The sequence below is a fragment of the Dyella kyungheensis genome, from assembly GCF_049913195.1.
Classification (GTDB): domain Bacteria; phylum Pseudomonadota; class Gammaproteobacteria; order Xanthomonadales; family Rhodanobacteraceae; genus Dyella; species Dyella kyungheensis.
In genome coordinates this window covers 91,622-117,266 of the sequence record NZ_CP183983.1, presented here as the reverse complement: position 1 = coordinate 117,266, position 25,645 = coordinate 91,622, and the positions used below count along the sequence as shown (strand labels likewise).

The window sequence follows — 25,645 nt, the reverse complement described above, 5'->3', positions numbered from 1 at the left end:
GTGGCTTCTGTGACTTATGCACATTTGGCCTGAGACGGCACTTTCCGTTCACAATCTCCCGAGGGCCTTACATGTGCAATGCATATTTCTGATTTATATGGAAAATTTTTGTGACACTGCGATTTCCGTGGGAAAATACGCCTGCTGACCTGCAGGACGTTGGAGCTTCCCCACAGAGTTATCCACAGACTTCCCCACCGCAACGCAGCACACGCCCACACACATCGGAGCCCGGCTGGATGGGCCTTCGTCTGATAGGATTGAGGGTTCCATCGCCGTCAGATCCCAGAGCCGTGAAAGAACAGCTGCGCGAACTGCTGCTGCAGGCCATTCGTACCCTGCAGCAAGACGCCATCCTGCCCGCCGACCTCGAAGTACCGAACTTCGTGATCGAACGCACGCGCAGCCGAGACCACGGTGACTTCGCGGCCAATGCGGCGATGCTGCTGGCCAAGCCGGCCCGCGCCAAGCCGCGCGAACTGGCCGAGAAGCTGGTCGCCGCGCTGCCGGCCAATGCCCTGGTGGGCAAGGTCGAGATTGCCGGCCCCGGTTTCATCAACTTCTTTCTCGCGCCGGGCGCCTATCACGCCGAAGTCGAGCGCGTGCTCGCCGACGGCAACGCCTACGGCCGCAGCAACAGCGGCAAGGGCGTGACGGCGGGCGTGGAATTCGTCTCCGCCAACCCGACCGGCCCCCTGCATGTGGGCCACGGCCGCAACGCCGTGCTCGGCGATTGCATCGCCCGCGTGCTCGACGCCACCGGCTGGAAGGTGAAGCGCGAGTTCTACTACAACGACGCCGGCGTGCAGATCCAGAATCTGGCCGTGTCGACCCAGGCGCGTGCGCGCGGCCTGACCCCGAACGATGCCGGCTGGCCGGAAGACGGTTACCGCGGCGACTACATTGCCGACGTGGCGCAGGCCTATCTCAACGGCGACAGCGTCGAAGTGGAGGGCCACGTGGTCACGGGCGCAAAGGACGCCGAGGACCTGGAAGCCATCCGCCATTTCGCCGTGGCCTATCTGCGCCGCGAGCAGAATCTCGATCTGGCCGCGTTCGGCGTCGGCTTCGACGTCTATTACCTCGAGTCGTCCCTCTACTCCCAGGGCAAGGTGGAAGAGACCGTGCGCGAGCTGGTCGCCCATGGTCATACGTACGAGGAAGGCGGCGCGCTGTGGCTGCGCTCCACCGACTACGGCGACGACAAGGACCGCGTGATGCGCAAGTCCGACGGCACCTACACGTATTTCGTGCCGGACGTGGCGTACCACATGACCAAGTGGCAGCGCGGCTACGTGAACGCGGTGACCGTGCTGGGCTCGGATCACCACGGCTCGCTGGCCCGCGTGAAGGCCGGTTTGCAGGCGCTGGATGACGGCATCCCGAAGGGTTACCCGAACTACGTGCTGTACCAGATGGTGACGGTGATGCGCGGCGGCGAAGAGGTGAAGCTCTCCAAGCGCGCCGGCAGCTACCTCACCCTGCGCGACCTGATCGAGGAAGCCGGCCGCGACGCGACCCGCTATTTCCTGATCGCCCGCAAGGCCGATTCGCAGCTGGTGTTCGACATCGACCTGGCCCGCTCGCAGAGCAACGACAACCCGGTCTATTACATCCAGTACGCCCACGCCCGCGTCAGCCGCGTGCTGGAAGAACTGGCCGAGCGCGGCCTGCCGCCGGTGGACGCCAAGGCCAGCATCGCCCAGCTGGGCCGCCTGGACAGCGAGCACGAACAGGTGCTGTTCACCGAGCTGTCGCGCTATCCGGAAGTGGTGGAGGCGGCGGCCGCCAATCTGGAACCGCACCTGATCGCGCAATATCTGCGCGAGCTCGCCGGCGCGCTTCACAGTTACTATCACGAGCACAAATGGATCGTGGATGACGCCGAGTTGCGCAACGCGCGCATCACGCTGGCGCTCGCCACGCGCCAGGTCATACGCAACGGTTTGGATTTGCTGGGACTCAGTGCCCCGGAGAAGATGTAAATGGCAGCACGCAAGGGCAAGGGTCGACAGGCCGTCCGCAATAACAGCGGTGGCATGCCGGGCTGGGGTTGGGCCGTTATCGGCATCCTGATCGGTGCCGTGCTGATGTTCGCCATGCGCGGCCATCTGCCGATGGCGCCGCGCGCCAGCGATGGCCCGCAACCCAATGCCCAGGCCACTGCGCAGCGCGGCAGCGATGCCGGCGCCGCGGGTACGGAATCCACCTCCGCCAACGACAGCGCACCGGCTGCGGCCAAGAAGCCCCAGTACGACTTCTACTCGGTGCTGTCGGAGAAGGAAGTACGCATCCCCGACGCGGTGATCAGCGCACAGGCCAAGGCCGAGCAGCAGCAGAAGCAGCAGGCGGCCCAACAGGCTGCCGCGCAGCAACAGGCTCAGGCCGCGGCGCAGAAGCCGGCGCCCGGTCCGGCCGCTGTCGCCGAAGCGATCACGCCAGCACCGGAATCGGCGGTGCGCGCACCGTCGCCCGCGCCGTCAGCGGCTGCCGCTGCGCCAGCCGCCAGCGGATACCTGTTGCAGGTCGGCGCCTTCCCCAGCCCGTCCGATGCCGAAACGTTGAAGGCCAAACTTGCGATGCAAGGTTTCGTCGCCAACGTGTCGCCGGTGAACGTCAACGGCCAGACCTACAGCCGCGTGCGCCTGGGCCCGTTCCATTCGGCTACCGAACTGGAATCGGCCAAGCAGCGTTTGTCTTCTGCTGGTATCAATGCGATTGCGTTGAAGGAAGGCCGGTAAGGCTGATCGCGCAACGCAGCGACAAAAAAAGCCGCGCCATGCGCGGCTTTTTCTTTGGGCGGAACTTCTCTTGTGGGAGCGCACTTGTGCGCGACAACCTCACGGAGCGGCACCCTGAGAGGTGGCGCGTCGCGCACAAGTGAGCTCCCACAGTGATCGGCGTCAGCCCTTGCGCTTGAGCCTGATCAAACCGGAAATGTCGTCATCGCCGTGACCCTGCTTCATCAGCTCGGCGTAGTCGGCCAGTGAGCGCTCGATCACGCTGCGGTTGGTGCCGGCTTTTTCGGCGATGCCACGCACGATGCCCAGATCCTTGTGCAACAAGCCGAGCTTGAAGCCGACGCTGAACTCGTTGCGCAGCATGGTGGCGCCGCGCTTTTCGAGGAACCAGTTGCCGGCGGCGCCGGCACCGAGCGTGGGTAGCAGGCGTTCCGGATCGAGGCCCAGTGCTTCGGCCAACGCGAGGCCTTCGCACACGCCTTGGGCGATACCGGCGACGAGTACCTGGTTCACTGCCTTGGTGGCCTGGCCGGCACCGACGTCGCCCAGATGGGTGACGCGCAAGGCGTACGCTTCCAGCACCGGCCTCGCCCGTTCAAGCACGTCGGCATCGCCTCCCACCATCACCGAGAGCTTGCCGTTCTTCGCCCCTTCCACGCCGCCCGAGACCGGCGCATCGAGGAAATGCGCGCCGACCGCGGCGAGTTTGGCGGCGGCCTGCTTGGCCGTGTCGGGTGCCACGGTGGAGTGATCCACCACGATGGCGCCCTTCTTGAGATGCGGCAGCAGTGCGTCGACGGTGGCGAGCACGTCGGCATCGGCGGTGACGCAGAGCGCGATCACGTCGCACTGTGCGGCAATCTCCGCCAGCGACGGCGCGATGACGCCAAGTTCCTTGGCCACCGCGTCGGCGTTGGCCTGGGTACGGCTGGCCACGGCGTGGAGCAGACCGCGATCCTTCAAATGTCCGGCCATCGGCGTGCCCATGGCGCCGAGTCCGATGAATGCAGCTTTGAGACTCATGTGTGTTCCTGGGTTTTCAATCGTCGCAGTGTACGTCGTGGGTCACGAAGGGATGCTCTGCCGAGGGCTTCGCGAACCACTCCGGCTGATCGAGCGTGGATTGCATGTCGTCCCTGCCGCTGGTCCAGTGCTGGCGCATGCTGTCGGCACTGAACTCATAGTCCTTGTAGTGCCCTTCGTAGGGTTTGTTGCGGTAGATCAGATGGAACAGGTTGATCAGCGCGCCGCTGGCATAGATTTCCGCCTGGCGATACGCATGATGATGACGCTGGTCTTCCGGCACCAGGGCCATCAGATCATGCAGCACGCGCTGCTGGCGCTGGCGGTTGGCCATGTATTCGGTGATCAGGCGCGTGCGGCTGGAATACTGGATGTCCTTCGAACGCGTGGTGACTTCGGCCAGATCGCGCGGCAGGTCGCCGCGTGCGCTCCACAGGTCCACCTGGAAAACCAGCGAGTCGCGACACGAGGCATCGGACAGCACCTTGTAGAGCGGCGTGTTGGAGACCATGCCGCCGTCCCAGTAGAACTCACCGTCGATCTCGATGGCCGGAAAACCCGGTGGCAACGCGCCCGATGCCATGAAGTGCTCGACGCGCAGGTCACCCTCGGTGTTGTCGAAATAGGCGAAGTTGCCGGTGCGGATGTTCACTGCGCCTACCGACACGCGCATCGCCGTCTTGTGATTGATGCGGTCGAAATCGACCAGCCGTTCCAGCGTGGCCTTCAGCGGCGAGGTGTCGTACCAGCTGGCCGTGGTGGGCGACGCACGCCACGGCATCAGCGGGAAGGGACGCGGCGTGAAGAAGCCGGGTTGTCCTTCGCTCAGCGCGCGCAACGCGGCCAGGCCGCTCAGGCCGTTCTGCCACGGCAGCTCCCAGGCACCCGGGTCCAGCGGCGGGGTGAACCATGTCGGTATCAGCTGCGGACGGGTGATCGCCTGCCAGAACTCGTGCAGTCGCGCCACGCGTTGCTCGGGCGCGTTGCCCGCGATGATCGCCGCGTTCAGTGCGCCAATGGAGATGCCAGCCACCCAGTTCGGCTGCATGCCGGCCTCGACCAGGGCTTCGTACACACCCGCCTGGTACGCGCCCAGCGCGCCGCCGCCCTGCAATACCAGGGCGATGGTCTTGTATTGCTGATGGTGCTGCTTCAGCGAATCGAGTGCCGCAGCGTCGGGTGCTTTGGTTTTCTTGCGGACGTCCATACGAATCAGCCTCGCCTTACTCGGCCAGATAGTCGTGCACCACGGTGCCCAGGTCGAGCGTCAGGTCCGTGATGAAATGCAGCGCCGATACCACCTTGAGCACGGGCAATTCGGCCACCGGTGCAAGCGCATGCGGATGCAGTTCCAGCGAAGCGGGCCCGGTCCAGGCGCCCTTGAGCGTCACGTTGGTGGTGTAGTAACGAACCAGCTCGCAGATGCGCGGCGTGCCATCCACGTGCGGGATGATCTTGAGCAGGAAATTGGGCGCCGCCAGCGAGTCCAGCACGGCCTGGTGGTCCGCCGGGCGATGCTTGAAACCCATGGTGGCTTTGGCCACCCGCACCTTGCCGTAATCGAGCGTGCCGACCAGCGTGTCGATCTCGGTATCCAGCTGCGGGGTGGCCAGTTTCTTGGGAAAGCCCCAAAGCTCGCGCCCGCCGGCAATCGGCGGATGATCGTTCAAGTACATCGAATGCACATAGCCGCCATGCTGGCCCTGGAAGCTGACCGGAATCACCTGGCCCGATTCGGTGTAGTCGCCGAAGCCGGTGGAATCGGGCATGCGGATGAACTCGTACTTCACCAGCGGCTCGCCGATTTCCAGTGGCTCCGGCACGACTTCGCGCAAGGCGTCCGGATCGGTGCGATAGGTGATGACCAGGAATTCGCGATTGACGAAGCGATAAGGACCCACGGGGAACGCGGGACTGGTCAGGGGCATGGCAAAGGCGTTGGCCTTTACGTCGGCGATCTTCATGGCAGCGCTCCGGGCAGTGGCGGCACGCGTCGCGTTCCAGCGCGCGTGGCGCGGCAATCCCGCCCGACTGAATCGGGCGGGATACGTCGATTACTGCATGTACCAACCGTGGCTCACCACGATCGACTGACCGGTAAGCGCGGCCGACGGGAACGTGGCCAGATACAACGCCGTCTGCGCGATGTCCTCGACCGTGGTGAACACGCCGTCCACGGTGTCCTTTAGCATCACGTTCTTGATCACCTCGTCCTCGCTGATGCCAAGCTCCTTGGCCTGCTCGGGTATCTGCTTTTCCACCAGCGGCGTGCGCACGAAGCCCGGGCAGATCACGTGCGAACGCACGTTGTGCGCGGCGCCTTCCTTCGCCAGCGTGCGCGCCAGGCCCAGCAGGCCGTGCTTGGCGGTGACGTAGGCGGATTTCAGCTTGGACGCTTCATGCGAATGCACCGAGCCCATGTAGATCACGGTGCCGCCGCGGTCGTCCTTGTACATGTGCTTGAGCGCGGCCTTGGTGGTGAGGAAGCCGCCATCGAGATGGATGGCCAGCATCTTCTTCCAGTCGGCGAAGGCGAACTGCTCGATCGGATTGATGATCTGCACGCCCGCATTGGAAATGAGGATGTCGAGGTGACCGAACTGCGCGACCACCTTGTCGGTGCCCGCGTTGACGGCGTCTTCGTTGGTCACGTCCATGGCGATGCCGATGGCCTTGCCGCCGGCCGCATTGATCTCGTTGGCGGCTGCATCGGCCGCCTGCTGGTTGATGTCGGCGATGGCTACTGCCGCACCGTTTTTCGCGTAAAGCTCGGCGATCGCCTTGCCCAGCCCACTGGCCGCGCCAGTGATGAGTGCCACCTTGCCGTCGAGACTTGCCATAACCACTCCTATCGATGGGGAACGGGGAAAGCAAAAAAACGGTTGTCAGGCTGTCACAGCCTGGGGTGCGCATCCATAAGACGAATGGACCGAGACTCCCATTCCGCCATTCCTGCGGCGGCCGGAATCCAGTGGCGTCATGGCTCGGCTGTCGCGGAAAAGCTGATGAAGCTCTCCGCGAAAACCAAGCACGCCTGCAACTGGATTCCGGCCTGCGCCGGAATGACGAGCATCTATCGCCTCAGCGCACACCTTCCGACAGGTAGGTATATCCGGTGAGACCTTCATTCAAGGTGACAAACAACTGTTCTGCTGCGGTGCCTTCGACACCCGCCGCCGCAATACGTTCGCGATAGCTGCGACGCAGCGCTTCCAGGTCGTAGCCCACGTAGTCGAGCATCAGGTCGGTGGTGTCGCCGCGGCGCCGATGCGCGAAAACATACGAATCGCCGTCGACGCGTACGTTCACCGCATCGGTGTCGCCGAACAGGTTGTGGATGTCGCCCAGCGTTTCCTGATAGGCACCGACCATGAAGATGCCGAGGCGGTAGCTCTCGTCTTCCTTCAAAGCATGCAACGGCAGACTCACGTCCACGCCTTCGGCATCGACGTAGTCATCGATGCGGCCGTCGGAATCGCAGGTGAGGTCCACGATCACGCCGCGGCGCGTGGGTTCTTCATCGAGGCGGGCGATCGGCGCGATCGGGAAGATCTGGTCGATCGCCCAGATGTCCGGCACCGATTCGAACACCGAGAAATTGGCGAAGTACTTGTCCACCAGCTTCTCGTCGAGTTCGTCCATCGCCTGGCGGTGCGAACGCTCGGCCGGCAGCAGGCGCGTGCGCACGGCGTTGGCGATGGCGTAGTACATGTCGTCCAGGTGCGCGCGATCTTCGAGATTGAGCTGACCCAGCGCGTACAGCGTCTGGCCTTCGGCAAGATGGTGCTGTGCTTCGTGGAAGAGTTCGAGCGCGGGACGCGCATCCATCTCGGCCCAGGTTTCGCGCAGGCGACGCAGCACCGCCGGCTCATGCTCGTGCGCCTCGGGGATGCGACCCTCGGGCACCGGCTCCACTTCGGTGATGTTCACCACCATCACGGCGTGATGCGCGGTCATCGCGCGGCCGGCTTCGGTGATGATGTGCGGCGCGGGCAGGTTCTCTTCCGCCACCGCCTCGGCCAGCGACTGCACGATGGTGGCTGCGTACTGCTCGATCGAATAGTTGATCGAGTTATGGCTGCGCGAACGCGAGCCTTCGTAGTCCACGCCCAGGCCGCCGCCGACATCGACGATGTCCAGCGGCACGCCCATGCGCTTCAGCTCCACGAAGTAACGGGTGGCTTCGCGCATGCCGTTGGCGATGTCGCGCACATTGGAAATCTGCGAGCCCATGTGGAAGTGCTGCAGCTTCAGCGTGTGCTTGAGGCCGGCCTGATCCAGGCGTTCCACCAGGGTGAGCACCTGGCTGGGCGAGAGGCCGAACTTGCCCTTGTCGCCGCCGGTGTTCTGCCACTTGCCCGCGCCGATGGAGGCCAGGCGCACGCGCACGCCGAGCAACGGCTCGACGTTCAACGCCTTGGCTTCGGTGAACACATGATCGAGTTCGGACAGCTTCTCGATCACGATGTGCACGCGCAGGCCCAGCTTGCGGCCGATCAGCGCGAGGCGGATGTATTCGCGATCCTTGTAGCCGTTGCAGATCACGATGCTGCCGGGACGCGCCATCGCCAGCACGGCCATCAGCTCGGGCTTGGAGCCGGCTTCCAGGCCGAAGCCGTGCTCGCCGGCGGCGACCAGCTCGCCGGCCACGCCGCGCTGCTGGTTCACCTTGATCGGATAGACGGCCGTATAGCCACCCGCGTAATTCCATTCGCCGATCGCCTTGGCGAAGGCGTCCTGCAAACGCTTCAAACGATCGGCGAGGATATCGGGGAAGCGGACGAGCAGCGGCAGGCGCAGGCCTTCGGCGCGGGCGCGATCCACGATCGCCGGCAGCGACAGCGCCGGGCCGGTGGCGCCCTTGGGACGCATCACGATATGGCCGGCGTCGTCGATGTCGACATAGCCGTCGCCCCAGTGCGGGACGGCGTAGGTATGACGGGCAGCGTCGATGTTCCAGTGCTTCGACATGGAGGGTTCCTTGTGCAACGGGCGTATCACACCCTGAACATGTCGTCGCAGCGGCGAGCCTTGACGAAACACCAGTCAGCCGGGCCGGAAGCCTCGCACGCCGCGGGGCCGCGGCTGACCTGACGAACCGCGGGCAGGAGGGCACGGCGGTACGGACGGCTATTGTAACGGGCTCTTGTGACAATGTGCCGGAGACCGGCCCCGGTTCAGGCGGTCCCGGAGACCCTGTTCGGCTACAATTGCGGTTTCTTTGCATCCATCTTTTGGTCAGGAACATCCCCATGTCGCAGCACCCCAGCTGGTTCACCGAAGCCCACCAGGCCTCCGGCTCCTCCATTGGCTACCGCGTGGAGAAGCTGCTGCACGCCGAGAAAACGCCGTTCCAGACCATCGAGATCTACCAGACCACCGACTGGGGCAACCTGATGGTGATCGACGGCTGCGTGATGCTGACCAGCCGCGACAACTTCCTCTATCACGAGATGATGACGCACCCGGCGCTGTTCACCCATGCGCGCGCCAAGCGCGTGGTGATCATCGGCGGCGGCGACTGCGGCACCCTGCGTGAGGTGCTCAAGCACGAGGAAGTGGAACACGCGGTGCAGGTGGAAATCGACGAACGCGTGACGCGCCTGGCCGAGCAGTATTTCCCCGAGCTGTGCGAATCCAACAACGACCCGCGCGCCGAGCTGCTGTTCATCGACGGCATCAAGTACATGGCCGAAGCCGAGCCCGAGTCGCTCGACCTGATCATCGTGGATTCCACCGATCCGGTCGGCCCGGCCGAGGGCCTGTTCAATGCAGCCTTCTACGCCAGCTGCTACAAGGCCCTGCGCCACGGCGGCATCCTGGTGCAGCAGTCCGAATCGCCGATCGCCCACCTGGAGCTGATCAAGTCCATGCGTTCGGCCATGCGCACCGCCGGCTTCAGCGCGGTGAAGACGCTGCCGTTCCCGCAGCCCTGCTACCCCACCGGCTGGTGGAGCTGCACGATGGTGCGCAAGGGTGGCGACCTGACCGGCTTCCGCGAGCGCGGCGCGCTCAGCAAGAACTTCCCGACCCGCTACTACAACGCCGATATCCACAAGGCGGCGCTGGCCCAGCCGGAATTCATGCGCGAAGCGCTGGGCGAGTAAGTTCTACTGGTTCCCCGAACCCGGTGCGGTGACGCACCGGGTTTTTTCGTTTCTGGGTCCGCTCAGAACAGCGTCTGGCGCGCCTTCGGCATCAACACCAGCACCAAAGTGGCCAGTGGCCCGAACACCAAGGAAACCAGGAACCACAGCAGGCCGCTGCGGTTCTTGCCCTGGGCAAGGCCCGCGTTGATCAAAGCCAGCGTGCCCCAGCCCACGAACCAGGGGGCCGCACGGCCGTCGGCCAAAAAAGAAATGTCGTTCACGTGGTCTTCTCCTGTGCTGCGCAGGATGAGGTGTCACCCCGGGGCGTCGCGAAGCGGCCATGCTAGCAAGGCGGGACGCATTCTCCCGCCCCTGGCGTCCTGCGGATCAGGCGAGCTTAATGCTTGGACGTTATTCTGGTTGTTGGCTTTGTGTAAGGACCACTCGATGCTTGGACGGCGCCCCCTCTTTTTCGCCCTGCTGCTGATGGCCGCTTCCGGCCCTGTTTTGGCGGCCAAAACGCCCGCCAAGGCTCCCGCCGGAGCCACCGATGCCCAGCAGGGCACCCGCCGCCAGGCGCTGCTGCAATACCAGAAGGACCTGGTCAGCGTGATCGCTCCCCAGGCCGACCCCATCCCGCTGATGGGCGCCGCCCTGCTCGCCCGCCCGCTGCAGGACCAGCCCGACTTCAACAGTTTTCATAGCCTGATCGACCGCGCCGCCGCCGCCCAGGGCGCGGGGCCGGAGATCAGCTGGGCCCGGCTGACCGACTGCGACGCCAAGGCCTCGGACTGCCCCAACAGCGACGCGGTGTCCAAATTGGTGCAACAGGCGCCGGATAATGCGGCGGTATGGTTGCTCAAGCTGGGCCAGGACCTGCGCGACGGCAAGAACGACGACGCCCGCCAGGACCTGGCCAAGGCGGCCTCGGCCAAGGTTTACGACGACTACACCGGGGCCACCCTCAAGGCCCTGGCCACCACCGTGACGGTACTGCCGCCACCCACCAACGTGGTGGGCCCGCTGTCGGCCACCAATGGCGCCGACGTGCAGCTGACCCTGGTCTTCGGCCTGGCGGAGGGCCAGCCACAGCCGGCCTTGCAGGCGACCTCGCGCCTCTGCGAAGAGAATGCCGACAAGCCCGCGGTCAAGGCCGATTGCCTGAAACTGGGCAAGCTCCTGGAATGGGGTTCCAGCCCGCTGGCCCGCTCGCTGGGCCTGCATCTGCGTGAAGTACTGGCCGAGGATCCCGCGCAACAGGAAGACGCCAAGCGACTGCGCCGCAACCTGGTCTGGCAGGTGCAGAGCTTCTCGCAGCTGTCGGTGCGCGCCAAGGGCGATACCGCCGTGGCCCAGCATCTGCTGGTGCTGGCCCGCTCGGGTGGCACCCAGATGAGCCTGGTGCTCACCGCGCTGCACGACTACAACATGCCGGTGGATGCGCCGGCCGACTGGGAACCGGGCAAAGCCGGCTGATCCGGCGGACTGGCCGGACGCAACGCATGAGCGGCGAAACGACACTCATGCTTGCGTCGACGCCCGGGCCATCGTGTAGGCTTGGTCCCGGCTTGGACACTGGGGCAGCATCATGCTGACGGTACTGGTAGCAAGCAGCAAAGGCGGTTGCGGCAAGAGCACGCTGGTCACGCAATTGGCCTCGCATTGGGCGCAGGATGGCAAGCACACGGCCATCGTCGACGCCGACCGGCAGCAGTCCGGCTTCCGCTGGGCGGCCAACCGTCCCGATACGGTGCCCGGCGTACTGGGTATCGAAGGCGGCCGACGCTCACTGGAAAAACTCCCTCCCGACACCCAGCGCGTGCTCATCGACACGCCCGCCGGTTCGCAGGAAAAAGACCTGGAGCCTTACCTGGAAAAGGCCGACATCGTGCTGGTGCCGGTGCTGCCGTCAACCTTCGACCTCGACGCCACGTTTGGCTTCCTCGAGGAACTGAAACGCATCAATCGCATCAAACGGGGGAAGTTGCCGGTGGGTTTGGTCGGCAACCGCCTCAAGCCGTGGACGAATGCCAGCCAGGACGCCATGAACCAGCTGTCCGAACAGGCGCCGTTTCCAGTGGTGGCGCAGTTGCGCGACAGCCAGGCCTATGTGCTGCTGACCGCACTGGGCAAGGGCATCTTCGATTACGGCTCGGAAAACGTGCGCAGCCACCAGGAAGACTGGAAGCATCTCTTGCGCTGGATCAAACGCCAGCAGTGAGGGCGTACGACACGTCGGGGAATACCAAGGAGTGCTCTGTTCTGTCCGGTGAGGGTGGCATGATGTCCAGCAAGTGGGCGAGGCGCGAAGCGCGGCGTGGCGCAGGCCGATGGCCTGGGTCCGTCACACGTCGCGGCCTGCGGGCCAACGGAAGCGGTGACACCGTCACCGCGTAGAACAGAGCATCCCCAGGAGCCAAACATGCACGAACTCATCCTGTTGCGTCACGCGGAAGCCCAGCCGGCCTCCGCGGGTGCCGACGACCATCATCGCCGCCTCAGCGGACGCGGCGAGCAGGAAGCCAAGGCCGCCGGCAAATGGCTGGTGTCGCACGGGGTGAAGCCGGATCGCGTGCTGTGCTCGCCGTCCGAGCGCACCCGCGCCACCGCGGCGCTCGCACTCGCGGCCTACAGTCACGTGCCGGTCACCGAATTCGCCGACGATATCTACGACGCCACGCCGGGCGAACTGCTGGCCTTGCTGGATCAGCACGGCGATGCCGGCACGGTGGTACTGGTGGGCCACAACCCGGGTATCGAACGACTGGTGGCACTGTTGGTGGAAGGCCGTTCCGACGAATTCCGTGGCATGCCGCCCGCCGGCCTGGCCGTACTGCATCTCGATGGTGCGCTCGAACCGGGCAATGCCCGCCTGGATGCATTCTGGTCCCCATGAGTTTGCCGCTTGCCAGCTGCTGCCTCGCGCTGTTGCTGCTCACCATGCTGCCGGCCCAGGCAGCGGATTACCGGATCGATCCCGCACGTTCGCACGCCGATTTCGGCGTCCGCCTGTTCTGGCTGAGCCAGATCAACGGCCGCTTCGAGGAGATCGACGGCGATGTCACGCTGAGCAGCCTGCATGACACCGCCGTCGTCGACGCCCATATCGCGGTGGAAAGCATCCACATGGGTTCGGAGCGCATCCGCCGCTGGGTACTGGCGCCGGACTTCTTCGATGCATCGCGTTTTCCTTCGATCCACTTCATCTCCGATCCCATCTCGCTGGCGATGCTTGAGAAAGGCGGCAACCTCGATGGCACGCTGACCCTGCGCGGCGTCACCAAGCCGGCGCGTTTCGAGGTGCTTCCCTCGCACTGCCCGCTGGACACGCCGCAGCAGTGCGTGATCTCGGTGCGCGGCACCATCCAGCGCAGCGATTTCGGCATGAGCAACCACCGCACGGCCATTTCCGACCAGGTGCAGCTGGGCATGATGATCAGCCTGGATTACCCCATACGTTCAGCCACCGCTGACTGAGACGGGCGCCTTCTCCCTTATCATTCGCGGCATGCGCCAACGCGGGATCGCCGTCTCCTTTGTGTTTGTAGCGATCCTGATCCTGTCGGGATGCAGCGTGTCGCCTTCGCGCATCCGGCGAGCGGACGCCGCCGTGGCCACGGGCATGCAGCACCGGCTCGATTGCGACCGCGACGACCGCTGCGCGATCGACTCGCCCCTGCTCGACGCCGCGCAGCAGGCACTGCACGATTCCACCCCCGATCAGCCCGTGCACGTGGTCACCCTGCTCAACGACAGCGAAGCGGCGATGGTGGCGCGGCTCAACCTGATCCGCGCCGCGCAGCGCAGCATCGACGTGCAGACCTATATCTGGGACCAGGACGACGCCGGCCAGCTGGTGCTGGACGAACTGATCAAGGCCGCGCGTCGTGGCGTGAGGGTGCGTATCCTCGCCGACCAATTGTTCTCGTTTGGCGATCGCCTGCAGCTCGAACGGCTGGCGATGACCAGTCCGAACCTCGAGATACGCCTGTACAACCCGACGTTCCATCAGGCGCGCACCTCAGCGCTCGATTTCAGCGCGAGCATCGTGTGCTGTTTCATGAAGTTCAACCAGCGCATGCACAACAAGTTGCTGCTGGTGGACGAGGCCATCGGCATTACCGGCGGCCGCAACTATCAGGACCGCTATTTCGACTGGGACAACGATTTCGACTACGTCGATCGCGACGTGATGGTGGGTGGCCCGGCGGCGCACGAAATGGCGGCGAGCTTCGAGATCTTCTGGAAGCACAAGCGCTCCGCGCCGCTTACCCATCTGCGCGACATCAACCGCGCGCTGCTCGATAACGATGCGCCGGGACCGATCCCCGAACCAAACTACGCCCATCCCCAACGCGTGGCCCGCGTGATGGAGGAAGCCAGCGACGACGCCTGGATCGACGATGTGCTGGTGTCCGATACGCTGCGCACCGGCCGCGTGGACTATTTCAGCGACCTGCCCGCGAAAACCGATGACCCCGGCAAGCGCAGCGCCCGCGAGTTCACCTCGCACCTGATGCGCATGGTCGGCGCCGCCCAGCACGAGGTGGTGTTGCAGACGCCGTATCTGGTGTTGAGCGACCGTGCCAAGGCGATCTTCGAACGCCTGCATCAAGGCGCATCGCCTCCGCGCATCGTGGTGTCGACCAACTCGCTGGCGTCCACCGATGCATTTGCGGTGTATGCGCTCTCCTACAAGCACCGCAGGCGCTATCTGCAGGACTACGGTTTCGAGATCTACGAAATGAAGCCGCACGCGGCCGGTCCCGCCGAAGACAACGCGGATGCGGCGGCGGACGAAGGTCCCGCGCCATCCGACCAGAGCGGCAAGCAGGTGCGTCGCCGCGTGGGTACGGAGCGTGGCCTGCTCGGCAGTCGCAGCGGCGCACGCCGCAACCGTCCCGCACCGCTGACCACGGCCGGCCGCCGGTTCGGGTTGCACGCCAAATCGATCGTGGTGGACGACGACTTCGCCATGGTCGGCTCGCACAACTTCGACCCACGCTCGGACCACTACAACACCGAGGCCGGCGTGATCGTGTACGACCCGCGCTTCGCCAGCGAGTTGCGCGACAGTATCCTGCGCGAGACCCAGCCGGAGAACGCCTGGGTGATCGCGCCGCGCCAGCAGAGCAGCTTGAGTTCGACCATCGGCGACATCTCGGCCAGCCTGCCGATCTTCGACCTGTGGCCGTACCGCTACGCCACCAGCTACGACCTCAAGGCCGGCTGCACGCCGATGCGGCCCAGCGATCCGGCCTTCCTCAGCTGCTACACGCCGGTCGGCGACTTCCCCGATGTCGATGTCTCGCCCAAGCTGATCTATACGCGGTTGATCACCGCGTTTGGCGCGGGCGTGCAAGGCGTGCTGTAACCAAGCCACTTCTGTGGGAGCGCACTTGTGCGCGACAGGCGTGTCATTCCCGCCGCGAGGTAAGGCTGTCGCGCACAAGTGCGCTCCCACAAGAGAGGCGCGTTTACAGCGAAGCGTTCGGCGGCGTTGCGTCGAAGCGCATGACCAGCGCACCGGTCAGGCCCCCGGGATGGTCGCCGGGCACCGCGAAACGCCAACGTGCAACGGTGCGCAGGGCGCGCTCATCGAGTGCCGCGTTGCCGCTGGATTCGGCCACGGCGGCCTGATCCACGCGGCCTTCTCCATCGATACCGAGCCGCAGCACCACACGACCGTCGACGAAGGCGGTGCGCTGCAGCCACGACGTGGGCAGCGCAGGCATCTCGATGGGGGTCAGCGTGGGCAGCTCTGGCGCCACATGCGTGGGTGCTGCCGGGGTATGTACGGTGGCCGCAGCAACAGCTGGCTGGGCGGGTGGCGGGGTTCGAGCGTGCCGGCGCAGCACCGTCCGCACCGCGTCACGGCGTGCGGAAACCTTGCCCGCGGGTCCCTGCCAGTCGCCGGTGAGCGAGCTCAACCAGGCAGTTCCCGCCACGCCCACGGCCAGTGCAAGCAAGCTCAGGCTGATCGTGGTGCGCAGGCGAAACATCGTGGGAACGGCGCCGAGCGAATGCGCTCAGCGTTCGAGGATGGCGGTGACGCCCATGCCACCGGCGGTGCAGATCGAGATCAGGCCGCGACCGGAACCCTTCTGCTCGAGCATCCTGGCCAGCGTGGCGACAATGCGCGCGCCGGTGGCCGCAAACGGATGACCCACGGCGAGACTGGAGCCGTTGACGTTGAGCTTGGCCGGATCGATCGCGCCCAGCGGCTGCTCGAGGCCAAGCCGGTGCTTGCAGTAGTCCGCGCTTTCCCACGCACGCAGCGTGCACAGCACCTGCGCCGCGAAGGCTTCGTGGATCTCGTAGAAATCGAAATCCTGCAGGCTGAGCCCATGGCGCGCCAGCATGCGCGGCACCGCCACGGTGGGTGCCATCAGCAGGCCTTCGCCATGCACGAAATCCACCGCCGCCACTTCCGCATCGCGGAACCACGCCTGCACGGTCAGGCCGCGCTTGCTGGCCCATTCTTCCGTGCCCAGCAGCACCGCGGCCGCGCCATCGGAGAGACCGGTGGAATTGCCGGCCGTGAGCGTGCCGTGGCCCGAGCTGCGGTCGAACGCGGGCTTGAGCGAGGCGAGCTTTTCCAGGCTGCTGTCCGGACGCAGGAAGCCGTCGCGTTTCAAACCGCGGAACGGCACCACCAGGTTCTCGAAGAAACCGGCGTCGTAGGCAGCGGCGAGCTTGCGGTGGCTGTCCAGTGCCAGTTGATCCTGCGCCTGGCGGGCGATATGCCACTCCTTGGCCATCTTCTCGCAGTGGTCGCCCATCGACATGCCGGTGCGCGGCTCGGCCACGCCCGGGAACGCGGGCTTGAGTTCCTTCAGCGAAAAACCCTGCGTGGCGGTGCGCAGCTTTTCCTGCCAGGTCTTGGCGCGGTTGACCGCGAGCAGACGCTTGCGCAGGCGCTCGCCCAGCACGATCGGCACGTCGCTGGTGGTGTCCGAACCGCCGGCGATGCCCGCTTCGATCTGCCCGGTGGCGATCTTGTTGGCGATGATGATGGCGTTGTCCAGCGAGGTGCCGCAGGCACGCGCGGTGGTGATCGCCGGGGTGGTGGGCTTCAGGCCCGAGGACAGCACCGCCTCGCGGGCCAGGTTCCACTCCGAGGAGTGCTTGATCACCGCACCCATGGCCACTTCGCCCAGCTCCACGCCGTGCAGGCCGTAGCGTTCCACCAGGGACCCAAGCACTTTCACCGACATGCCGAAGTTGCCGACGTCGGCGTAGGCAGTGTTGTTGCGGCAGAACGGGATTCGTACACCGCCGATCACACCGACGCGCTTGAGCGTGTTTTCCATGGCTGGAACAGTCCGAAGAACCGAGTCCTCAAGGCTAACCCGCCCTGCCACCCTGTGAAAGCCCAAAACCCCGCAAATGTTAGACTCTAGTTCTTTGCTGTTCGGGTTCGTGATCCGTGGAAGCACAAACGCTCATCGCACTCCCCGTGGTCCTCGCGCTGGAGCTCTCCGCCGGTGACACCCCCTCGCGGCGCACGCTGAGCCGCGATGAGGCCGCCGAGCTGGCCGCATTGATCGCCGAGGATTTGCACGCGCTGGTTCCCCAGGTGGCCGAGGCGCGCCTGGCGCTGGCCGGCGCATGGTTCGACGCGGTGGAACTGCTGCGGCCCGGCTTCCCCGTGTGGGCCACGCTGGATGAACTGGCCCGACGCGTGCCGCGCGGCCATCTGGAGAACGTGGTGGCCTTCGGCACCCACGAGGGCCATATGCCCGCCCAGCCGCTGGAGCCGGAAGCCGCGTTCGCCGATGGCCCGATGCGTCTGCTGCCGATCTCGCTGCTCGCCCCTGAGGCCCTGGCCGAAAGTCTGTCGGAAAAACTGGAAGTGGAACTCGTCGGCCGCGGCGAAGCGGGCGCCCGCACCGCCGACTGGCTGATGCGCACGCTGGGCGTTCGCCTGGAGCATGCGCGCTACCTGAGCCGCAACGACCTGCTCGCGCTCACCTGCGTGCAGTACGAACACGTGAACCTCGCGCCGCTGTGGAGCCTGCTCGAAGCCGCGCTGCTCACGCCGTATCGCCCCGAGAGCACGATGAGCGCGCGCGGTCTCGCGCTGCGCTATCACGATGGCAAGGTCGAGGCGCAATCGCCCGCCGACTGGTTGCGCAGCCAGCCGGGCGAGCTCAACCAGCGCGCCCACGATTTCGCCGGCGTGGTGTTCGAGCTGCGCCAGTACGCTGCCCTGCTCGATGCGCACCACATACCTCTGGTGCTCGCCGACAGCGAACCCGCTTCGGGCTACTTGCTCGAAACCTTCGGCACCGCCGAACCCGCTTACGACGCGCCCGCGCTCTACGCGCATGAAGCGCCTGGCCTCGGCGTGGTGGCGGTGACGCTGGCCCAGCGTGGCCACGGCGGTCGCGCCCGCGTGCTGGCGCACGGCTACCCGTTGCATCCCAAGGCGCTGGGTCCGCTGGTGACCGAACTGGCTGAACGCCATGGCGTCTCGCCGGATCTGCATGCGCTTGGCTGCATCCTGCTCGATGCGGAAGGCCAGTTGGGCGCGCCGGCCCAGGCCCTGCACTGACCGTTGACGCGGCCGGGTCCACAAAGGACCCGGGACCATCTGCACAGCCGGCCCTACTTGGCGCATGATGCGCTGATAAGGCGCGAGGGGTGCGCCAGCGGGCCGAACTTACGATGCGCCAAACCGATCACGAGTTTGTCCCTGCAGGAGGCGAGGGCCAGTGGCCCAGCCACGTCCTGGAAGGCACGCCCGCACTGATCACCTACGTCGACCGCGACCGGCGCTTTCGCTTCGTCAACGCCACCCATCGCACTTGGCTGGGCATCGAACCGGAACGGATGATCGGTCGCACCGTCGACGAAGTCATCGGCATGTGGAACCTCGAGCGCGCCGGTGCGTGTCTTGCGCAAGCCCTGGCCGGCGAAGCGGCGGTGTACGAAGGCGAACTCTTCGCCGGTACGGCGCGCTGCTATGTGCATGGCAATTTCCAGCCGGACCTGGACGAACACGGCAACGTGCGTGGCGTGTTCACCGTGATCATCGACATCACCGCGCGTCACGCGCTGGAACTGCAGCTGCGCGAAAGCGAGCAGCGTTTCTTCGGCGCGTTCCAGCATGCGCCCATCGGCATGGCCCTGGTCACCACCGAAGGCCATATGTTGCGGGTGAATGCCGCGCTCTGCGAGATGCTGGGCTACGACGAGCAGGAACTGCTCGCCCGCGCCCTGCCCGACCTGACCCATATCGACGACCTGCCCGCATCGCGCGAGCTGTCGCGTTCACTGAGGGAGGGCCGGCGCGAAACGTATCAACTGGAGAAGCGCTACATCCATCGCGACGGCCATGTGGTCTACGTGCTGCTCAGCGTTTCGCTGGTGCGTTCGATGAGCGGCGAGCCGTATCACGCGATCGCGCAGATTCTCGACATCAGCCAGCGCAAGGCCTACGAGGAAGCGCTGTTCCGCGAACGCGAGCTGGCCGAGGTGACGCTCCGCTCCATCGGCGATGCGGTCATCACCACCGACCTGCAGCACCGCGTGACCTCGCTCAACCCCATCGCCGAGGCGATGACGGGCTGGAGCCAGGCCGAAGCGGTCGGCCAGCCGATGAGCGAAGTGTTCCGGCTGATCGACAGCCGCACCCGCGAGCCGCTGCACAGCCCCCTTCTGGATGCCATCACGCGCGACGCCATCGTCGAACTGAAAGGCAATGCGGTATTGCTCCATCGCAACGGCTTCGAAACGCCGATCGAGGATTCGGCCGCCTCGATCCACGACCATGCGGGCAGCGTCATCGGCGGCGTGCTGGTGTTCCACGACGTGAGCGAAACGCGTGCGCTGGCACTGAAGATGGCGCACCTGGCGCAGCACGACACGCTCACCGGGCTGCCCAACCGAAGCCTGCTGCAATCGCGACTGGAACAGGTGCTGGCCGCCGCGGTACGCCGCCACGACGAAGCGGCGCTGCTGCATATCGACATCGATCACTTCAAGCAGATCAACGATGCGCTCGGCCATACGGCCGGCGATGATCTGCTGCGTTCGTTCGCTGCGCACCTGCGCCATCATCTGCGCAACGAAGACACCGTGAGCCGCATCGGCGGCGACGAATTCGTGGTGCTGCTGTCGCACGTGGATGGCCGCTCCGGCGCCAGCCAGCTGTGCGAAAAGCTGATGCGGCTGTGGCAGGCGTCGCCCGCCAGCAAGATGGGCGAGTTCAACATCACTTACAGCGTGGGCATCAGCGTCTATCCCGACGATGCGCTCGATGCCGAAGCGATGCTGCGCAACGCCGACGTCGCCATGTACGAAGTAAAGATGAAGGGGCGCAACGACTATCGCTTCTTCACTTCGCAGATGAGCGAGCTGCCCGCAGCACGTCTGCGCATCGAGCAGGATCTGCGCAAGGCGCTCAAGCGAGGCGATCTGCACCTGCACTACCAGCCGAAGGTTGATGCGCGCACTGGCGTCATCGTCGGCGCCGAGGCGTTGTTGCGTTGGCAGGTGGACGGTCGCGACGTCTACATGCCCGACCAGTTCATTCCGGTAGCGGAAGAAAGCGGCCTGATCGTGCCCATCGGCGAATGGGTGATTCGCGAAGCGTGTCGCCAGGCGGGTGCCTGGCATCGCGCCGGGAAATCCATCGTGGTGGCGGTGAACGTGGCCGCGCCGCAGTTCCAGCACCCGGGCTTCCACGCCACGCTGAAGACCGCATTGGAGGAGGCGCAACTGCCGCCCTCCCTGATCGAACTCGAACTGACCGAACGCATGGTGATGTCCGCGGGCGACCAGAGCCGCGCGCTCATGCAGGGCATCAAGGACCTGGGCGTGAGCCTGGCGCTGGACGATTTCGGCACCGGTTATTGCAGCCTGTCGTACCTGAAGTATTTCCCCATCGATGCGCTGAAGATCGATCGCACCTTCGTGCGCGACATCGCCACCGACGCGGACAACGCCGCCATCACCGACGCCATCATCACCATGGCGCGCGGACTGGACATGAGCGTGGTCGCCGAAGGCGTGGAAACGCTCGCCCAGGCGGAGCACCTGCGCCGCGCCGGCTGCTCACTGCTGCAGGGCTTCCTGTTCGGCACCGCGATACCGCCGGAACAATTCAGCCAGCAATTGCTGCCTGCTTAAGCAAGGCGCGCCTTCTGTGGGAGCGCACTTGTGCGCGACGTGGGCCCCTCAAAACTCCGCTTCGTACATGAAGTAATGACACCGCTCCATGCCCAGCCCGGTATACGTACGCTGCGCGCGCTCGTTCTCCGTTTCCACGTACAGCCGTAAACCCACCGCACCGGATTGCTTCGCACGCTGCTTGGCGTCTTCATAGAGCTGCCGAAACACGCCTTCGCGACGCGCCAACTCCACCACGTACACGCTCTGGATCCACCAGAAGTCGCCAGCACGCCAGTCGCTCCATTCGTAGGTTATCAACAGGCAGCCAGCGGGTTCACCGGCACGCTCGGCTACGAGGTAGAAACCTCGGCGTGGTTCGTCGAACACGGCGGTGACGCCGCGCGTGATCACAGCGGGCTCAAGAACTTTACGCTCAGTTTCCCACGCCATCGCACTATTCCAATGCGCGATGTGCGTGATGTCATCGCGAGTGGCGATGCGAATGGTGATGCTCATGACGGGTCTCTCAGGATTTGGACGGGCGACGCGTGCGCGACGCGCCAAGCTTGCGTGTGAGGGTGTTGCGGCCGACGCCCAGCGCCGCCGCGGCGTGCTGGCGATGACCTTCATGGGCTTCCAATGCCACCTGCAACAAAGTCTGGTCGAGCGCTTCGCGTGCCCGCGTATGGATATCCACTTCGCCATCGGAAAGTGCCTGCGCGACCCATTCGCGCAACGCATCGGTCCAACCGCCGGAGCTGCTGGCGGACGTGCTCGCACCGAGATCCGAAGGAAGAATCTCGTTGCCGGGCGCAATCACCGCCAGGCGACGGCACAGGTTCTCCAGCTCGCGTACGTTGCCGGGAAAATCGCGCTGTCCCACCGCCTTTAATGCCGCCTTGGAGAAACGCTTGGGCGGCAGGCGAAGTTCCTGCGCCGCGCTGGCCAGGAAATGCTGTGCCAGTAGAGGGACGTCGCTGCGACGCTGGCGCAACGGCGGTAGTTCGATGCGCACCACGTCCAGGCGATGCTTGAGGTCAGCACGAAACTGTCCCGCCGCCACGCGCACATCCAGATCCTGATGGGTGGCGGCAATGATGCGCACGTTGCCGCGAATGAGTTCGCGCCCGCCGACACGGTAGAACTCGCCACCGGCCAGCACGCGCAGCAGACGCGTCTGCAAGGCCAGCGGCATGTCGCCGATTTCGTCGAGGAACAAGGTGCCGCCTTCCGCCTGCTCGAAGCGACCGGCGTGACGACGGCTGGCGCCGGTGAAAGCGCCGGCCTCATGGCCGAACAATTCGCTTTCCAGCAGTTCATTGGGGATGGCAGCCGTGTTGAGCGCGACGAACGGCTTGCCGCGTCGCGCACTTTCATCATGCAACGCACGCGCCACCAGTTCCTTGCCGGTACCGGTTTCGCCGGTGATCAACACATTGAGATCGCTCGCCGCTACGCGACCAATCAGGCGGAACACTTCGCGCATCGCCGGACTTTCGCCGAGCAAGGCATGCGTCGGCGCAGGAGCTGCGGCCGGCGCCGCAGTCGTTGACGGTACATCAGCCAGCGCGCGTTGAACGGCAGCCACCGCCTGATCGAGATCGAACGGCTTGGCGAGATAATCCACCGCGCCGGCGCGATACGCCGCCGCTGTGGTGGCGACATCGGTAAACGCGCTCATCACGATCACCGGTCCCACGCCTTGCGCCTTCAGCGCGGCAATGAGCGCCAGCCCACCTTCGCCCGGCATGCGCACGTCGGTGACCAATAAGGCGGGCGAGGCGGAACGCAATGCCTCGCGCACTTCTTCGGCATCGCCGAATTCGCGCACCTGCAGACCCGCATCGCGTAGCGCCTCGGCCAATACGAAACGTACGCCGCGATCGTCGTCGGCGATCCAGATCTCGGAGCGTGGCTCAGTCATGCGCGTGCCCCATCGGCAAGTACAGTGAGAAAGTGGTTTCACCCGCGCGCCCCACGTGGCGCAATTCGCCGCCGTGTTCGCGGGCGATCTCGCGCGCCAGCGCCAGCCCGAGGCCGCTACCATCGGCGCGTCCCGACACCAGCGGTTCGAACAAGGTATCGCGCAGCGGCTCGGGCACACCCGGACCGTCGTCGATCACGTCCACACGCAGCGCCATGCGTGCCATGCGTTCGCCCAGACGTACGGCCGGCTCGGCGCGCGTACGAAATGTCAGCGTCGTTGCGCCGGCCTCGATCGCATTGCGCGCGAGGTTGAGCAGCAACTGCAACAGGCGATCGGCATCGCCGTAGATGTCCGGCAGGCTGGGATCGTAGTCGTGGCGCAGCGTTGGCGGCGAGGGTTCGGCCAGCAGCAGGTCACCCAAGCGTTCGAGCTGCTGATGGATGTTCACCTCGCCGAGCTGCGCGGCGGCGCCGTCATGACGCAGCAGGCGATTGGCGAGCGCGGCTAGGCGATCAGCTTCAGCGATAACAAGCCCTGCAAGATTGCGCAGCTGTTCGTCCTCGACGCGCCGCTGCAGCAACTGCGCCGCGCCACGCAAACCGGCCAGCGGATTCTTCACCTCATGCGCAAAGCCGCGCAGCGTGGCCGACAGCGGTGTATCCGATGCGGCCGGCGGTGCCAACGCATGCACTTCCAGCAGCAACTCGCCACTGGCCAGTCGCTGCATCGACACATCCACCCGCACCGTCTCGCCCCGCACCGAAGGAATATCGATGCCGCGCAACTGATGCGGCGACGGCTCCCGCAACGCCCGTTCCGCCAAAGCCATCCACGCCGGCCGATGCAACAACACCGCGAGCGACTGGCCCACCGCGCTCCGCGGACCGATGTCCAGCAACTCCGCCAGCGCCGGATTCACCCACAACAGGCGCAACCCCTCATCCGCCAGCGCCACCCCGGTCGCCAACGGCTCCGCCCACGCCCGGGTTGCCGTATCGTTCATTGCACCATGATGGACTTTGCGATCAGTTGGTGCAATGAAAGATGTTGCAATGCGTCCTCAGGGCCGGCGATTGTGAACAAACTCCCAAGTTTGGGCCCCTTTAACAAACCTTGAAGTTTGGCGAGCGCACTAACTTTGGAGCTTCAAGGCACTCAGAGAAATAGGGGAGTGCACTCCGGCCCTAGTTTCACAACCGCGCTGGGGAAATCCCTTCGTGTGCTGAAATCGGGTGGAACCCTCATATCGATCTCCGGCCCGCCGGATCCCTCATTCGCAAAAGACATCGGAGCGCCCTGGTTCGTCGGCCTCGTCATCCGCTTGTTGAGTTCAAAAGTGAGGAAGGAAGCGATGCGCCGAAACCTGAAGTACTCGTTTCTCTTCAGGCGGTCCAATGGGCAACAGCTACGTGAGATCACCCGACTCATCGAGGCCGGAGCCATCCGTCCCGTGGTCGATCGAGTGTTTCCCTTCAAGTCGGCTAATGAAGCCCTTGCTTATGTCGAAACAGGACGGTCAAAGGGCAAAGTAGTCCTCAATGTCCAATAATCTACCTTGCGAATCCAACCCGCGATTCGGGTTCACCATGGGCCATTGACGACTTTTGTTGGCGAGGTCCGATCTAGCCTTGTCAGGTGTCCGCGATCTGGCAATGGCGCACAAACCATGGGATCACAGCAAGCTAGTTCCGCCAATCTCTCGACTGACCTAGCTCGTTCGCCGGTAGATGGACGAACTCTGACGTTCGTCGCCACGCATAGTCCATGCGGTTGAAGCCTCAACGGCACAGACTTTGGGTCAACACTCGTACCGCGCGGCCATTGGGCGGACGTTTCGCCAATCTGGATACCAAGACCACCAAGAAGGCTGCCGATAAATGTATTTTCGTACAAGCCATTAATTTGACGCTCGCCTCGAAGAACTATAGATCGACCAATTCTCGACGTTCTTTAGCTATTGATTGCCCAGTATGTCGAGCGAAACTGGACACGCGCAAGGTCGCCTCCGCGTGGACATCGAGCGCGCACCTATTGGCCGATCACATGTAGGTCATCAGTGATGGACACAAGGCGCCCCATAGATAAACCGAAGGCCATCATAAAGAGAAACGCCCGCGTAACACGGGCGTTTCTCGGCGGCCTCTACATTGAGGAGGTGAACCTGGCCCGATAGCAGGGAAAGTCGAGCCTGACCCCAATCTTGATCTTAGTAATAAAGCGTTCAATTAACTGCTTCCATATATTCAGTGTGATGGCCAATAAATTTATTTTCTTTGAGCGTAAAGCAAAACTCACCCTCTTGAAGTTCCCTGTAGACCAAGATAGTGCCGTTTATGCACATTGTGTCGGAGTCGCGTCGATACTCAATTCCGCCCTCTCCGGCAACTTTGCCATTTGCATCTATTGGTCCCGAATAGGCATCTATGGGAAGGGGAATGGCCACGCCAGTCAAAACATCTAAAGCGACAACAGACTTTTGATGGTACGCCGGCCACTCCGATGGAGTGACGACGATATAGTGCCCGTTGAAGTTGCTTAATGTGCTGGCCAGGACATCTTTAAATTCCCTCACATGTTTCTCGTCACAATAATTAACTGGGCTGTAGGGAAATGAGCAGCCATTGCTCTTGTAAACCATGTCGACCCTGGCAAAAGGGTGGTTATTGCTCGGATTTGACGCAGCAATAGATTGAACACTCAAAAACAGTGCAACCCAAGCAACAAATCTAATATTCATATATAGAATC

Annotated in this window: 23 protein-coding genes; 11 read left to right on the top strand and 12 right to left on the bottom strand. The window is 64.4% G+C overall.

The annotated features are described in order from the left end of the window. Nucleotides 1-293 precede the first annotated feature (293 nt). Nucleotides 294-1,985: an arginine--tRNA ligase gene (gene argS, locus ACN9MB_RS00455; RefSeq protein ID WP_426270391.1), complete on the top strand. Its 1,692-nt coding sequence runs from the start codon at nt 294-296 to the stop codon at nt 1,983-1,985. After that, nucleotides 1,986-2,741, top strand: coding sequence for an SPOR domain-containing protein (locus ACN9MB_RS00450; protein WP_204634904.1), 756 nt, complete (start codon nt 1,986-1,988; stop codon nt 2,739-2,741). 162 nt (nt 2,742-2,903) lie between these two features. Here ACN9MB_RS00450 and ACN9MB_RS00445 read toward each other — a convergent pair whose 3' ends face one another. From ACN9MB_RS00445 to speA, 5 genes are all read right to left on the bottom strand, one after another. Beyond that, the gene (locus ACN9MB_RS00445; RefSeq protein ID WP_204634903.1) at nt 2,904-3,764 is read right to left on the bottom strand and encodes an NAD(P)-dependent oxidoreductase; all 861 of its coding nucleotides are present in this window, start codon (nt 3,762-3,764) and stop codon (nt 2,904-2,906) included. Between the two features lie 16 nt (nt 3,765-3,780). After that, nucleotides 3,781-4,971 carry a patatin-like phospholipase family protein gene (locus tag ACN9MB_RS00440; RefSeq protein ID WP_204634902.1) on the bottom strand — a complete coding sequence of 397 codons (1,191 nt, stop codon included), beginning with the start codon at nt 4,969-4,971 and terminating at the stop codon, nt 3,781-3,783. Between the two features lie 16 nt (nt 4,972-4,987). Continuing rightward, nucleotides 4,988-5,728, bottom strand: coding sequence for an acetoacetate decarboxylase (locus tag ACN9MB_RS00435; protein WP_426270390.1), 741 nt, complete (start codon nt 5,726-5,728; stop codon nt 4,988-4,990). Between the two features lie 90 nt (nt 5,729-5,818). Beyond that, nucleotides 5,819-6,604 carry a 3-hydroxybutyrate dehydrogenase gene (locus tag ACN9MB_RS00430; protein ID WP_204634900.1) on the bottom strand — a complete coding sequence of 262 codons (786 nt, stop codon included), beginning with the start codon at nt 6,602-6,604 and terminating at the stop codon, nt 5,819-5,821. Between the two features lie 241 nt (nt 6,605-6,845). Beyond that, on the bottom strand, nt 6,846-8,735 hold the full coding sequence (gene speA, locus ACN9MB_RS00425) for a biosynthetic arginine decarboxylase (protein ID WP_204634899.1): 1,890 nt from the start codon (nt 8,733-8,735) through the stop codon (nt 6,846-6,848). Between the two features lie 281 nt (nt 8,736-9,016). On the opposite strand from speA, the gene speE reads away from it, so the two are divergent. After that, on the top strand, nt 9,017-9,871 hold the full coding sequence (gene speE / locus ACN9MB_RS00420; RefSeq protein WP_204634898.1) for a polyamine aminopropyltransferase: 855 nt from the start codon (nt 9,017-9,019) through the stop codon (nt 9,869-9,871). Between the two features lie 62 nt (nt 9,872-9,933). Here speE and ACN9MB_RS00415 read toward each other — a convergent pair whose 3' ends face one another. Continuing rightward, a complete protein-coding gene (locus tag ACN9MB_RS00415; RefSeq protein WP_204634897.1) occupies nt 9,934-10,134 on the bottom strand; it encodes an antitermination protein NusB in 201 nt (66 codons plus the stop codon). Nucleotides 10,135-10,300: 166 nt separating this feature from the next. Here ACN9MB_RS00415 and ACN9MB_RS00410 point away from each other — a divergent pair, with 166 nt between their 5' ends. The 5 genes from ACN9MB_RS00410 to ACN9MB_RS00390 all read left to right on the top strand — a co-directional run bounded on the left by ACN9MB_RS00410 (nt 10,301) and on the right by ACN9MB_RS00390 (nt 15,227). Next, entirely contained in the window at nt 10,301-11,329 is a 1,029-nt protein-coding gene (locus ACN9MB_RS00410) for a hypothetical protein (RefSeq protein WP_426270389.1), read from the top strand. Between the two features lie 112 nt (nt 11,330-11,441). Then, complete coding sequence (locus ACN9MB_RS00405; RefSeq protein ID WP_204634895.1) at nt 11,442-12,074, top strand: ParA family protein; 633 nt, start codon at nt 11,442-11,444, stop codon at nt 12,072-12,074. A 201-nt stretch (nt 12,075-12,275) separates the two neighbouring features. Next, entirely contained in the window at nt 12,276-12,749 is a 474-nt protein-coding gene (locus tag ACN9MB_RS00400) for a SixA phosphatase family protein (RefSeq protein ID WP_204634894.1), read from the top strand. After that, nucleotides 12,746-13,330, top strand: a complete 585-nt coding sequence (locus ACN9MB_RS00395) for a YceI family protein (RefSeq protein WP_204634893.1) — start codon at nt 12,746-12,748, stop codon at nt 13,328-13,330. Before ACN9MB_RS00400 ends, ACN9MB_RS00395 begins: the two co-directional genes overlap by 4 nt. A gap of 31 nt (nt 13,331-13,361) precedes the next feature. Further along, a complete protein-coding gene (locus ACN9MB_RS00390) occupies nt 13,362-15,227 on the top strand; it encodes a phospholipase D-like domain-containing protein (protein WP_426270388.1) in 1,866 nt (621 codons plus the stop codon). A gap of 103 nt (nt 15,228-15,330) precedes the next feature. Here the strand turns inward: ACN9MB_RS00390 and ACN9MB_RS00385 are convergent, their stop codons facing one another. Continuing rightward, entirely contained in the window at nt 15,331-15,855 is a 525-nt protein-coding gene (locus tag ACN9MB_RS00385) for an energy transducer TonB (RefSeq protein ID WP_426270387.1), read from the bottom strand. 27 nt (nt 15,856-15,882) lie between these two features. After that, a complete protein-coding gene (locus ACN9MB_RS00380) occupies nt 15,883-17,166 on the bottom strand; it encodes an acetyl-CoA C-acetyltransferase (RefSeq protein WP_426270386.1) in 1,284 nt (427 codons plus the stop codon). 116 nt (nt 17,167-17,282) lie between these two features. Here ACN9MB_RS00380 and ACN9MB_RS00375 point away from each other — a divergent pair, with 116 nt between their 5' ends. Together ACN9MB_RS00375 and ACN9MB_RS00370 are read left to right on the top strand one after the other, a co-directional pair. Continuing rightward, on the top strand, nt 17,283-18,410 hold the full coding sequence (locus tag ACN9MB_RS00375; RefSeq protein WP_426270385.1) for a hypothetical protein: 1,128 nt from the start codon (nt 17,283-17,285) through the stop codon (nt 18,408-18,410). Nucleotides 18,411-18,523: 113 nt separating this feature from the next. Next, on the top strand, nt 18,524-20,989 hold the full coding sequence (locus ACN9MB_RS00370) for a sensor domain-containing protein (RefSeq protein WP_426270384.1): 2,466 nt from the start codon (nt 18,524-18,526) through the stop codon (nt 20,987-20,989). 48 nt (nt 20,990-21,037) lie between these two features. On the opposite strand, the gene ACN9MB_RS00365 is transcribed toward ACN9MB_RS00370, so the two are convergent. Genes ACN9MB_RS00365 through ACN9MB_RS00355 form a run of 3 tightly spaced genes read right to left on the bottom strand, consistent with a single transcriptional unit; the run spans nt 21,038 to nt 23,901 of the window. Continuing rightward, complete coding sequence (locus ACN9MB_RS00365; RefSeq protein ID WP_426270383.1) at nt 21,038-21,487, bottom strand: GNAT family N-acetyltransferase; 450 nt, start codon at nt 21,485-21,487, stop codon at nt 21,038-21,040. Nucleotides 21,488-21,497: 10 nt separating this feature from the next. Continuing rightward, entirely contained in the window at nt 21,498-22,895 is a 1,398-nt protein-coding gene (ntrC, locus tag ACN9MB_RS00360; protein WP_426270382.1) for a nitrogen regulation protein NR(I), read from the bottom strand. After that, a complete protein-coding gene (locus ACN9MB_RS00355) occupies nt 22,888-23,901 on the bottom strand; it encodes a two-component system sensor histidine kinase NtrB (RefSeq protein ID WP_426270381.1) in 1,014 nt (337 codons plus the stop codon). Before ACN9MB_RS00355 ends, ntrC begins: the two co-directional genes overlap by 8 nt. A gap of 168 nt (nt 23,902-24,069) precedes the next feature. Here ACN9MB_RS00355 and ACN9MB_RS00350 point away from each other — a divergent pair, with 168 nt between their 5' ends. Continuing rightward, on the top strand, nt 24,070-24,447 hold the full coding sequence (locus tag ACN9MB_RS00350; protein WP_426270380.1) for a zinc-binding dehydrogenase: 378 nt from the start codon (nt 24,070-24,072) through the stop codon (nt 24,445-24,447). Nucleotides 24,448-25,119: 672 nt separating this feature from the next. Here the strand turns inward: ACN9MB_RS00350 and ACN9MB_RS00345 are convergent. Continuing rightward, entirely contained in the window at nt 25,120-25,635 is a 516-nt protein-coding gene (locus ACN9MB_RS00345; RefSeq protein ID WP_426270379.1) for a hypothetical protein, read from the bottom strand. Nucleotides 25,636-25,645: the final 10 nt, after the last annotated feature.